Origin of the sequence: Salininema proteolyticum (assembly GCF_042685645.1) — a bacterium.
Classification (GTDB): domain Bacteria; phylum Actinomycetota; class Actinomycetes; order Mycobacteriales; family Micromonosporaceae; genus Salininema; species Salininema proteolyticum.
Map to the genome: position 1 here is coordinate 4,993,047 of NZ_JBHUNX010000001.1, position 11,681 is coordinate 5,004,727.

Sequence of the window (11,681 nt, forward strand, 5' to 3'; positions counted from 1 at the left end):
AGGATAAGGCGGCCAACCCGCGGAACCCGGCGCTTCTCCGGGTCGGAACCGCCCCCGCTCCCGACCCGTCCCCGAGCCCCATGCACGTTCCGCCGTTGGAGGCGGTCTTCTACCATGGAAGTATCCGCAGACACCGCGAAGCCCACAACGGAGCAGACACCTCATGACCGTCATCGATTCTGAACAGCAGGCACGGGGACGCGCCGTCGTCTCGGCCTCCGCTGAGGAGATGGAGCCCGGATCGGTCTCCTTCACGCGCCGCGGATCGGGGCGGCTCGGCCCGGTCACCCTGACTCAGCTGGTGGTCTTTGAACTGGCCGCCATCGCCGCAGTGGCCGCGCTCCAGTTCGGCATGATCCCGGCCGCCGTGGCCGGGGGCATCGGACTGGTCATGATCATCGTCGTCCTCTTGAGACGGGGCGACCACTGGTGGTACCAGACCGTCGCGCTCAAGCGCCGCCTCAACCGCCGCGTCGACTCGCTCGACCCCGAGCAGCACACCGATGTCCTGCACCGCATCGCCCCCGACCTGGGCGTCAAGGGCGTTGAAGTCCGCGACGAACTGGTGGGCTTCGGACAGGACTCGGGCGGATGGTTCACGATCATCCAGATCAACCCGACCGAGGACGTCATCCCGAAGATCCCCCTGGACAGGCTGGAGCGTCTCTTCGACGGCTCCACCACCCCGGTGACCTCCCTCCAGCTGGTCGGCCACACGACTCCCGTGGGTCTGGCCTCCTACTCGAACAACCCCGCCGCGCAGTCGTACCGCGAACTGCTGGGCAACACCCCGGTCGTCATCCACCACAAGGCGTGGCTGGCGGTGCGCCTGGGCGTGCACGACGGCCTGTCGATCTCGGAGGACCGCGGCGGCGGCCCCGAGGGCGCGATCAAGGGCCTGAGCGCGGCGACGCAGCGTGTTTCCAAGCTGCTCAAGAACATCGGCGTGCCCAACCGGATCCTGAATGCCGAGGGCGTCCAGCACGCGCTGCAGCAGTCGCTCGGCGTGGCCTTCGCTCCGGTGCAGGGCGAGCGGACCGCCGAGGCGTGGGACCACTGGTACGCGGACGGACTGCGTCACATCACCTACCGGATCACCAAGTGGCCCAAGGACCCTGACAGCCTGCAGCAGGTCGTGGACGCGTTCGCCGCCGTGCCGTCCGTGTTCACCACCGTCGCCATGGTCGTCACCGGCGCCCAGGGCGGGCAGGTCAGCGCCGACGGCCGCGTCACCGGCAAGCAGCTGGAGATCGACGCCCTCGTCCGCGTGGCCCTCGACGAGGGCACGTGGGAGTCGGCTCAGAACCAGCTTCTCAACGTCGCCGACGACCTCGGCGTGAAGCTTCAGCGTTTCGACGGCGAGCAGGGCCCGGCCGCCTACGCTTCTGCGCCCACCGGAGGAGGACCTCGATGAGCACCGACAATCCCGGCCCGAACCGCGGCCGCCAGGGGCCTCAGCAGCCTCAGCGGCCCCACCGGGGCGCGGCCCGGCCGCCGCAGCACCCGGGCGACGAAGAGAACGGCAAGCGCGGTCGCCATTCCGCGGACGACCAGCGCGGCGGTGCCCAGGGGAGCGCTTCTCCCAAGGGCGCCGCGCAGGTCCCGCCCAAGGGCGCCGCCTCGGTGCCCCCGGCCGGCAGCGCCTCCGTGTCTCCGCAGGGCAGCTCCTCGCCGCCGCGCGGCAGTGCCTCGCCTTCGCAGGGTGGCGCCACGCCTCCTTCGCGGGGCGCGGCCACACCGCCGGCCTCCGGCGGTCAGCAGGGGCCCAGGCCGATGTCGCGTAGAGGGATCGATGACTCCCAGGGGCAGGGACGCGCGCAGGCGAGCGCTCAGCCTCCCGCTCGGGGCTCCTCCGGAGCTTCGGCCGGCGCACAGCCTCCGGCCAGGGGTGGCGCCCAGGTGCCGACCGGTCGGCAGGCCCAGCAGAACCCGCAGGGACAGCAGGGCCGCGAGCAGAGCCCCCCGCATGGACAGCCGAACCGTCCCGGACAGCAGAGCCCGCAACAGGGTCAGCAGCCGAGCCCGCAGCAAGGTCCACAACAGGGGCCACAGCAAGGTCCGCAACAGGGTCCGCAACAGGGCCCGCAGGGCGGCCAAGGCCGCCAGGGGCATGAGCAGGGCCAGACGCAGGGGCGACCGGGCACGGCCTCCGTGCCCCAGAACCAGCGTCCCCAACAGTCCCCGCAGCGCCCAGGGCCGCGGCAACAGCCGGCGCAAGGCCCCGGCGCGCAGCAGTCGCCGCCGCAGGGCGGTCGCGCGACGCCGCCCGGAGGGCAGCAGCCGCAGCGTCCGAACCAGCAGACCCAGCAGCGCGGCAGCGCGACCCCGCCGCGTCCGCCCCAGGGCGGCCAAGGGCAGCAGCCCCCCCAGGGAGGCCAGGGCAGGCAGGGACAACAGCCACAGCAGCCGCCGCAGGGCGGGCCTAACCGCCAGGGCGGCCAACAGGGCCAGCAGCCGCCGCAGGGCGGACAGGGCCAGCAGGGTCGGCACCCCCCAGCAGGGTGGCGCCGCGGTCCCGACGTCGGCACCGCCGGTGTCCGCCCCGCCCGTCTCCGCTCCGCCGCACCCCAACGGAGGCCCCTCGAACGCCCCCGTCTCGGCCACTCCCGTGTCCGGACAACCGGTGTCCGCGGCCCCCGTCTCGGCTGTCCCGGTCTCCGGCCAGCCGGTCTCGGCCGTGCCCGTCTCGGGCCAACCGGTCTCCGCCCAGCCGACCTCCGCGCAGCCCTACTCGGGCATTCCCATGTCCACCAGCGGCATGCCGGTGTCCGGATCGTCGCTCAGCGGCGCCGGCTCGGCGGAGTTCTTCGGCATCGAGCAGGTCTCGCAGGGCCCGACCGAGGGCACCGTCTACGGCCTGCCCATCGCCGAGCGAGCCGTCGACACCATCCGCGACGCGGGCCAGCCGGTCGACCCGATCAACCCGCTGCCCCAGCTGCCGACGGCCTCGGCCCTGGAGCTGCTGACGAGCGCCAGCCCCCAGGCGGGCCTCGTCATCGGCAAGGACGCCGACCACAGGCCGGTAGTCGCACCGCTCTTCCGCCCCGAGGTCACGCACGTGAACCTCATCGGCGGCGTCTACCTCGCCCGGCTGATCGTGTTCCGCGCGCTCGCGCTCGGCACACGTGTCGCGGTGTGCACCAACCGCCCCCAGGAATGGGACAAGCTCGGCGAGTGGGCCACCAATCGGACCGACCGCATGGCCGTCCTCCCGGGCGACCAGCCGGTCACCATCGAGGCCTCGCAGCACCAGCCGGCGCTGTACGTCTACGACGTCGGCGAGACCGGTTCGAAGGTGCAGCCGGTCCTCGGGCCGTGGCGGACCCAGCTGACGGTGTTCCCGCGTCTGACGAACTTCTTTCCGCACGAGGCGCAGAACGCGGACATGACGGTGCTGCAGCGCCTCACCGCGGAGGAGGCCGCCATCGCGCGGCGCCACCTGCGGGTCAGCGCGGACGTGCTGCAGCTCTTCCAGGCGCTGAAGGACGACATGACGGCGCTGGTGCGCAAGGGCACCAAGGAGAAGTACCTGTGGACGGCGCCGACGAACACCGAACTGCAGATGTTCGGCCAGCCGATGCGGACCTACTGACGGTCGGCCGGCCGCACGCCGAGGCGGAGGACCGCCCCTCGCGGAAGGGGCCGACGCCTCTGCGTTCGCGTCCGGCGCCGTGTCGTCCGGCCACTCGGACAACGTGAAAGGGCGGGTCGTAGACCCGCCCTTCCCCTTATGTTCGTTGCGTCTGCCAACGTGGTTGTGCCGATCATCCGGCCCGGTACGGGAATCCCATTCCACTGTTTCGCTCCCGGGAGCGGGTTCCCAACGGGCCGATGCCGTTCGGTTTGTCAGCTGGTGGGATCAGTCTAGCTACCGCTCCCAGTCCGCGAAGTATTTCTCGGCGATTCGCCCCGCCCAGTCGCCCAGCTGGTCTTCGTCGGAGTCGACCCCCGACACGTAGACCGTCACGCTGAGGATGACGTTGTCCTCCATGACGAACAGCTTGTAGTTGTCGTCCGCGGCGAAGGCGCTGTGCGTGTCCGCCTGCTCGGCGGGCATCTCGATCTCCGACCACGCGCCAGCGGTGCTGAGGTCCTCGCCCTGGTCCTCGAAGTGGACCGAGGCCGATCCGGAGCCGCTGTAGACGGTCGCCTCCGCGGTCACGGTCGCGGCGCCCGACTCCGGGTCGCCGAGCCCGAGCACGCACATCTGGTCCGCTCCGCGCTCGGTCTCGTCCTTCAGCCCCTCCTCGACGATCTGAGGCTCGGAGGTGTCGATCGCGTCACCGAAGACGGAGGTGTCGACGAGGGCGCAGGACTCGGCGACGGGCTGGTAGCCCTCGATCTGCGAGGCCTGCTGCTCGGATTCTCCGTCCTCCCGCAGGAAGAACCACCATCCGGCGCCTCCCGCGAGGGCGAGGACGAGCACCAGCACGCCGATCTTGACCAGCGGGTTGCCCTTCTTCTTGCGGCGCCAGGCCTTGCCGTCGCCCTGGGGCTCGCGGCGGCGGCGCGCGGAGATGTCCTCGCGGTCGTCCTTGGGGAGGTAGCCGAGTTTGCTGATGACCTGGGTGTGCTCCCGGGTGGACCAGTCGTCGTTGGAATCGTCGAAGGCGCGCTCCTCGAAGGCCTCGCGATCGTGGCCGGGACGCGGCCCGGGCTGCCCGGCGCGCGGGTCCTGCGGACCGCCGGAGGCGGGCCTTCCGGAGACCGGGTGTGCGGCGCCGCTCACGGGCTGTGCCGCTCCGCTGACCGGTTGCCCGGACACGGGAGCCCCGGAGACCGGCGCGCCGCCGGCCTGGGGCCGCTGCGGCCCTCCCGGCTGTCCTCCCGCCTGCGGGCGCCCGGCGCTGGGCCTGCCGCCCGCCTGGGGGCGTCCGACGGCGGGCTGATTGCCGCTGTGCGGGCCGTTCGGCTGCCCTCCCGCCGGGGGGCCGGCCTGGGGCCGCCCCGCCTGAGGGGCGCCGCCACGGGGGTTCTGTCCCTGCGGGGAGCCGGCCTGCGGTCCGCCGAACTGTCCGGATGGATAGGGCCTGCCGCCCGCCTGCGGGCGCTGAGGGCTCGGTTCGGGACGGCCTCCGGGCTGTCCGCCCTGCCAGTTCTGCCCGGCTCCCCGCTCGTTCTCGGCCCCGCCGCGCGCGTTGGCGTCGGCTCCGCCGAAGGCCCAGGATCCACCCGCGCCTTCGCCTTGTCCGGGACGGCGGTTCTGCCTCTCGTCTTCCGGCCGACCACCGTACGGGGGACGGTCAGGGGACGGGAAAGACGGAGTGCTCACAATATTCCTCCATGAGAGTGTCCACACGGCGTCGGCGCCTCGGCCGCCCTCAGGCCTGTGCTGCGGCGCCTTCGGTCAGCCCCACCCGCGAACCTGAATGGGACTCGGCTTGACAACCAGAATAGACGGCCTTAGTTTCCACCCTCGCGAGGGAGACCCGCAATGATGCGCTCCCCAACCTCGGCGGCCAGGTCGGCCCCGCTCTTCTCCTCCGGCTCCATGCCGCTCAGGAAGACGTGCACCGACACCGTCGCGTCGCCGGTCAGCGCGATCCAGCGCCACTGGGTCTCCGAGTCCTCTTCGTTCCTGACGCTCGAGGATACGGCCGCGTCGACCATCGCACCACCCTTGATCTCGGCGGGATCGCGGCCCTGGACGCCCTCGTAGTCGACGAGCCCGGCGTGTGCCTGCTTGGCCTCTCCCTCGGTCTCGAATACCTCGACGGTGGAGAAGACGGTGAGCAGCCTCCACAGGGCCTCGTCCTCCGACTCGGCCGAGTAGAGGCAGTCGAAGTTCTGGGACGTCTCGGACTTCCTGGATTTCTCCTCGACCAGCGGCGAGGCCTTCGGGATCCACTCTCCGAACCCCTCTTCGTCGACGGTGAGGGCGCACGTGCCCTCGATCGCCGCCACGTCGACCGGCTCCGTCCCCCCGTTGTCCCGTGACATCCACCACAGCACTCCGCCGCCGACGGCCAGCAGGAAGGCGGCCATCCCGAGCACCATGCCCAACTGGGCGAACTGGCGCAGCCTGTCGCTGCCGCGGTGCCGGCCCGAATACTGTCCGGGTTTGTCCTCGCCTTCCGGCGCGGCACCGCTCTCCGAGTCGATCACCTGCAATGCCATCGCAGGCACCCCCTTTGAGTCTCGTCGCGGCCGTGCCGCTCGTGTTCGATTCACCGTCTTGCCAAAGCCAAAAATACTGAAGCCCGACACTCCGCCGCAATACGGTATGAGTCGCGGACCCGCTACAGCACGTCGCCGAGGGCCGTGTCCCCACCGCCCCGGACTGTCCGAATCCGGTGCCGGAGCACCGGCTTCGCCTCCGCCTCCCGAGCCGCTCCGAACCCCGCCGGCGGCCCGGAGCGGCCGGCGTCCGAAACCCGATAAGGGGACAGAGCGGACTTCGGCCCAATCTGACTAACGGACCGGCCGCCTCCGGAGTCGCCCTACGGAGACGCAATCCACTCGATGGGCGGACAGAGGCCTTCTCCATCATGGAGAACACCAGGTCATCGGCATGGCGACGGTCATGCCCCGCAGCACCCGAACCCCCTCGAGAGCCCTCTATATGCTCGCGAAGTCGGCAGCGGCCGGGGAATATGCGATACTTGACAACGTCGCATCGACCAAGCGTCCGACCTGGCCCGCCAGCCAGCGCCGATGACCGCTTGTCGAACGCCGCGCGGTTGCCACCATCCGCGCGCCCTCCTGCGCGAGCCGGAACGCTCTCACCGCGGAGCGTCCCGCCAACGGTAGAGAGGCGTATCCGCCGGGGGCCCCGCCCTCCGTGGGGACCCTGTCCCCCGGATACGCACAGCTCGCGTGCGAGACCGGGTCCAAGTCCCTTGGGCCCACCCCGTGAGAGTCCGCGACGAGCCCGGCCCCGGGGCCGGACGGCGAGCGACTCCCACAGAAGGCTTTGACAGTGCCTCCGGCGCTCCCGGGCCGACCCCGGGACGACGCACCGCCGTCATCCTCCGGAGACATCTACTGCCGTCCCGTGCGGCTGCGAGCCCCAGAGCTCGCGCCCGGGAAACGGCTGGAATGGAGAGAAATTCGCATGCGCGAGGAGAAACCGCGCGAGAATAGACCGCCCATCACGGTCAGTTTCATCGCCCCGCAGACCACTGCGACCGACGACAAACCCGCCAAACGGGAGCGGACCGCCCCTCCCAAGGCCGACGACATCTTCGCCCCGCCCCCCAAGAAGGCCGCCCGCCCCGAGCGAGACGAGTCTGACCGGGGCCCGGGCAAGGGCTCGGAGAAGCCCGCCGACAAGTCCGCCGACAAGTCCGCCGAAAAGAGCCGCTCCGACAAGCCCCGCCCCGCCAAAGGCGAGGGCAAGAGCGACCGGGCCCAGGACAAGGGCGGTGACAAGCCCTCCCGCCGACGCCGCGTACGCGGATCCTCCTCCGAAGAGGAGACCGTCGAGAGCGTCGACACCGAGGAGTCCGACGAGGACTTCGACGACGACCGCCCCCGCCGCCGCGGACGCCGCGGGCGCCGCGGCCGAGGCCGCGGCAAGGGCGGCGACGCCGCCGACGAGGGCGAGGAGGAGACCGACTCCGACAAGGGCGAGTCCGAACCCAGCGTGACCAGGCGCCGCCGCCGCAAGCGCACCCGCGCCGGCACCAACGAGTCCGACCGGGGATCCAAATCGTCCAAGGCCGCCAAGGCCGACGACGGCGAAGTCGTCGTCAAGGTCCGCAAGGCCCACAAACAGTCCGACGCCGACGTCGTCCAGGGAGTCTCCGGATCCACCCGCCTCGAGGCCAAGCGCCAGCGCCGCCGCGAGGGACGCCGCAACGGCAAGAACCGCCTGCACATCGTGAGCGAGGCCGAGTTCCTCGCCCGCCGCGAGGCCGTCGACCGCGAACTGATCGTCCGCGCCGGCCCCACCCGCAGCCAGGCCGCCGTCCTCGAGGACGAGATCCTCGTCGAGCACTACGTCTCCACCAGCGCCAACCAGGGCCTGATCGGCAACGTCTACCTCGGCAAGGTCCAGAACGTGCTGCCGTCGATGGAGGCGGCCTTCGTCGACATCGGCCGCGGCCGCAACGCCGTGCTCTACGCCGGCGAGGTCAACTGGGACGCCACCGGCCTCTCGGGCAAGGCCCGCTCCATCGAGCAGGCCCTCAGGCCCGGCGACACCGTGCTCGTGCAGGTCACCAAGGACCCGATCGGCCACAAGGGCGCTCGCCTGACCAGCCACATCGCGCTGTCCGGCCGCCACCTGGTCTACGTGCCGGGCGGCAACGCCTCCGGCATCTCCCGCAAGCTTCCCGACCGTGAGCGCACTCGACTGCGCACGGCGCTGAAGAAGCTGGTCCCCGAGAGCGCGGGCGTCATCGTGCGCACCGCCGCCGAGGGCGCCGGCCCCGAGGAGCTGGCCCGCGACATCTCCCGCCTGCAGATCGAGTGGGAGGAGATCCAGACCAAGTCCAAGAAGGCCAACGCCCCCGCCCTGCTGCACGCCGAGCCCGACGTGATCATCCGAGTGGTCCGCGACATGTTCAACGAGGACTTCAAGGAGCTCGTCGTCGAGGGCGAGGAGGCCTACAACGAGATCCACCGGTACCTTGAAGCGGTCTCCCCCGAGCTCCTGCCACGCCTGAAGCGCTACGCGGGAACCAAGGACGTCTTCGCCGAGCACCGCATCGACGAGCAGCTCATCAAGGCGATGGACCGCAAGGTCTACCTGCCCTCCGGCGGTTCGCTGGTCATCGACAAGACCGAGGCCATGACCGTCATCGACGTCAACACCGGTCGTTTCACCGGTGAGGGCGGCAACCTGGAGGAGACGGTCACCCGCAACAACCTGGAGGCGGCCGAGGAGATCGTCCGCCAGCTGCGCCTGCGCGACATCGGCGGCATCATCGTCATCGACTTCATCGACATGGTGCTGGAGTCCAACCGCGAGCTCGTGCTGCGCCGCCTGACCGAGTCGCTCGGACGGGACCGCACCAAGCACCAGGTCACCGAGGTGACCTCGCTGGGACTGGTCCAGATGACCCGCAAACGCGTCGGCCAGGGCCTGGTGGAGGCCTTCTCCGAGACCTGCGACTGCTGCAAGGGCCGGGGACTGACGATCCACACCGACCAGATCCTCTACCCCGAGTCGCAGACCTCCTCGTCGGGGAAGAAAAAGAAGAAGAAAAAGAAGAAGTCCTCCGAGGAGGACGACACCCAGCATGACGCGACCGCCGCCGCCACGGCGAAGGTCGCGGCCGCGGCGCACACCGACGAGGCTCCGGCCGAGGAGGAGAAGCCCGAGCCGGTGAAGACGCGCAAGCGCACCCGCAAGGCCAAGGGCAAGTCCCAGGGCCGTGCCGAGGGCGGCTCCGAGTCTGAGGACAAGCCGAAGGAGGAGCCCGAGCCCGAGTCGAAGGACGCGGCCAAGGACGAGGCTCCGGCCGAGCCGAAGCGCGATGCCAAGGAAGAGGCCCCTGCCGAGAAGGCGGAGAAGCCCGAGCCCGAAGCCCCTGCCGAGGTGAAAGCCGAGGCCGAGGCCCCGGCGGAGCCGAAGCCCGAGGAGAAGCCCGAGGGCGCGGCCGAGACTTCGGACGATTCGCGAGCGGCCACCGGCACCGACATGTGATTTCGACGGCGTCGCGCGCCTGCGGACTTAGCATCCGCGCGCGCGACGCTGTACGCTTGACCACGGCCTGTCGTCCGGCTCGTCCGGACGCCCGCTTCGGCGGATCGCAGTGCGACGGGACTGTCCCTCCGTACCACGCGTTATACAAGGCCGCCGCGCTCCGATCGGAAACCGGTCGGTGCGTCAACGCAGTTCCCTTCGGGGACGTCAACAAGGAGACAAACCAAACGATGTACGCAATCGTCAAGACCGGCGGTAAGCAGTACAAGGTCGCCGAGGGCGACGTTGTAACGGTCGAGAAGCTCGTCGGCGAAGTCGGCGACTCCGTGACCCTGCCCGCCATCATGATCGTCGACGGATCCGACGTGACCCCCAAGGCCTCCGGCGCCTCCGTGGCCGCCGAGCTCCTGGAGCACACCAAGGGCCCGAAGATCAAGATCCACAAGTACAAGAACAAGACCGGCTACCACAAGCGCCAGGGTCACCGCCAGCCGCTGACCCGCGTCAAGGTCACCGCGATCAACAAGTAAGGAGTTGACGAATGGCACATAAGAAAGGTGCGTCCAGCTCCCGCAACGGACGCGATTCAAATGCCAAGCGCCTCGGCGTGAAGCGCTTCGGTGGCCAGCTTGTCCTGGCCGGCGAGATCCTCGTCCGCCAGCGTGGAACGAAGTACCACCCGGGTGAGCTCGTGGGCAAGGGCAAGGACGACACCCTGTTCGCCCTGTCCTCCGGCGAGGTCAAGTTCAGCGAGAAGCGCGGCCGCAAGCACGTGAACATCGTGCCGGCCGAGGTTGTCTAAGCTTTACGTTCTTTCGAACGTTCAAGCCGACCAGGTTTTCCTGGTCGGCTTTTTTCATGCCGTCTCCATCCCGTCGGCCGTACTTCTTCAGGAGGGCAATATCCGGTCAAGGGTTCGAGCTCATCGCACGTCGTCCTCCCCGGACCCGGCTACGCCCCGTCCGGCCTCTCCAACGATGAGCTGACGAGTCCCGACCGGCACCACCACGACGGACCCGTCGCATCCCGATTCCTACCGACCGCTGCGCCGTGGGCTCCTCTATTGCTCCGGCTCGTGCGGTTTACCTGTCCCCATGGCCGTTGGCTACCGCGCCGATGCTCCGGAACGCGCCTAGGACGGGGTTGTGGATTCGCACAGGATCCTCACTGAAATCCCGAGGCAATGTACAAGATCCCCAGCCTCAACTACTCATCGTGCCTCGGTCCCGGGCTTGGCTTCCGGCCACCCTGGTGAAGGGCGGGCTCGATGCCGCGAGGCCCGTTCGCCGGCGCTCTGCCGCGATGGTTCCGTGGACTGGCCGAGCCGTTGTGACCCTTTCTCCCGGGGCGATGGTGGCGGTCACAAGCGCCCTTCAGGGTTGAATCAGAGTGTTAGTGTCTCCGGCATGAAAGCCCGAATTACATCCCGAATGGCCGTCGTCGGAGCTGCGGCCGTCATGGCCCTGACAGCCTGTGACGACGGTGAGTCCGCTTCGCAGGATTCCGGAAGCGAGGGCGGATCCGCCCCGAGTGAGTCCAGCGCTCAGGCAGAGCTTCCCCAGACCATCACCCTGCTCCGCACCGGTTCTTCCGACACCGCCGAGTTGAAGGTCGAGTCCGACGGGGCGTGGGACTACCGGCACAAGAAGAACGGTGACCACGAAACCGGGCAGCTCTCCGCCGACGAGCTCGCGAGCCTGGCCGGCTTCGAGGAGGACCCCAACCTCTCTGACTGGGGCGGCCTCGAACAGGAGCCGGAGGACACGAGCAAGTGCGGGGACGTCCCGATCTACGTGTTGCACGTGGGAGAGACGACCGTGAAGAACAACGGCTGCGGCGACGACCCGAACGACGCCTACACCGACATTGTTGAGCTTCTTGGGGAAGCTACACCGATCTAGCGGTGACACCGGTCTCCGTTCAGTGCGGATTCCCTGTCTCTGAGCGACCTCGGCGCTGGTGCACGAGCCTGGATATGGCTCTGCACCAGCGCTTTTGTCATTCCGGCCCCGCGACACGCCAAAGAGGGGACCCCCCTTTGGCGACGGGGGAGAAGCCGTGTATATTAGTTCTTGCCCGCGAGGGAACG

Annotated in this window: 8 protein-coding genes and 1 pseudogene; 6 read left to right on the forward strand and 3 right to left on the reverse strand. The window is 69.7% G+C overall.

The annotated features are described in order from the left end of the window. The first annotated feature begins 163 nt into the window (after nt 1-163). Nucleotides 164-1,414 carry a type VII secretion protein EccE gene (eccE, locus tag ACFTE1_RS23335; RefSeq protein ID WP_380618875.1) on the forward strand — a complete coding sequence of 417 codons (1,251 nt, stop codon included), beginning with the start codon at nt 164-166 and terminating at the stop codon, nt 1,412-1,414. Here the strand turns inward: eccE and ACFTE1_RS23340 are convergent. Then, nucleotides 1,378-2,490: a hypothetical protein gene (locus ACFTE1_RS23340; RefSeq protein WP_380618873.1), complete on the reverse strand. Its 1,113-nt coding sequence runs from the start codon at nt 2,488-2,490 to the stop codon at nt 1,378-1,380. The genes eccE and ACFTE1_RS23340 overlap by 37 nt on opposite strands. Before the next feature lie 43 nt (nt 2,491-2,533). Here ACFTE1_RS23340 and ACFTE1_RS23345 point away from each other — a divergent pair, with 43 nt between their 5' ends. Continuing rightward, entirely contained in the window at nt 2,534-3,592 is a 1,059-nt protein-coding gene (locus tag ACFTE1_RS23345) for a hypothetical protein (protein ID WP_380618871.1), read from the forward strand. Between the two features lie 276 nt (nt 3,593-3,868). Here ACFTE1_RS23345 and ACFTE1_RS23350 read toward each other — a convergent pair whose 3' ends face one another. Continuing rightward, nucleotides 3,869-5,272, reverse strand: a complete 1,404-nt coding sequence (locus ACFTE1_RS23350) for a hypothetical protein (RefSeq protein ID WP_380618869.1) — start codon at nt 5,270-5,272, stop codon at nt 3,869-3,871. Nucleotides 5,273-5,403: 131 nt separating this feature from the next. Next, nucleotides 5,404-6,117, reverse strand: coding sequence for a hypothetical protein (locus tag ACFTE1_RS23355; protein WP_380618867.1), 714 nt, complete (start codon nt 6,115-6,117; stop codon nt 5,404-5,406). A 1,294-nt stretch (nt 6,118-7,411) separates the two neighbouring features. Between ACFTE1_RS23355 and ACFTE1_RS23360 the strand changes: the two are divergent. The 4 genes and pseudogenes from ACFTE1_RS23360 to ACFTE1_RS23375 all read left to right on the forward strand — a co-directional run. Continuing rightward, nucleotides 7,412-9,592 (forward strand): annotated as a pseudogene (locus tag ACFTE1_RS23360) (Rne/Rng family ribonuclease); the annotation flags it as partial. A gap of 230 nt (nt 9,593-9,822) precedes the next feature. Beyond that, complete coding sequence (gene rplU, locus ACFTE1_RS23365; protein ID WP_380618863.1) at nt 9,823-10,122, forward strand: 50S ribosomal protein L21; 300 nt, start codon at nt 9,823-9,825, stop codon at nt 10,120-10,122. Between the two features lie 11 nt (nt 10,123-10,133). After that, nucleotides 10,134-10,394, forward strand: coding sequence for a 50S ribosomal protein L27 (gene rpmA, locus ACFTE1_RS23370; RefSeq protein WP_380618861.1), 261 nt, complete (start codon nt 10,134-10,136; stop codon nt 10,392-10,394). Nucleotides 10,395-10,998: 604 nt separating this feature from the next. Next, a complete protein-coding gene (locus ACFTE1_RS23375; protein ID WP_380618859.1) occupies nt 10,999-11,493 on the forward strand; it encodes a hypothetical protein in 495 nt (164 codons plus the stop codon). The last annotated feature ends 188 nt before the right edge of the window (nt 11,494-11,681 follow it).

What these genes read in the sequence shown, in the direction of transcription:
- eccE (WP_380618875.1), top strand. Translation starts at nt 164, where the DNA reads ATGACCGTCATCGATTCTGAACAGCAGGCACGGGGACGCGCCGTCGTC.
- ACFTE1_RS23355 (WP_380618867.1), bottom strand. Translation starts at nt 6,117, where the DNA reads ATGGCATTGCAGGTGATCGACTCGGAGAGCGGTGCCGCGCCGGAAGGC.
- rplU (WP_380618863.1), top strand. Translation starts at nt 9,823, where the DNA reads ATGTACGCAATCGTCAAGACCGGCGGTAAGCAGTACAAGGTCGCCGAG.
- rpmA (WP_380618861.1), top strand. Translation starts at nt 10,134, where the DNA reads ATGGCACATAAGAAAGGTGCGTCCAGCTCCCGCAACGGACGCGATTCA.
- ACFTE1_RS23375 (WP_380618859.1), top strand. Translation starts at nt 10,999, where the DNA reads ATGAAAGCCCGAATTACATCCCGAATGGCCGTCGTCGGAGCTGCGGCC.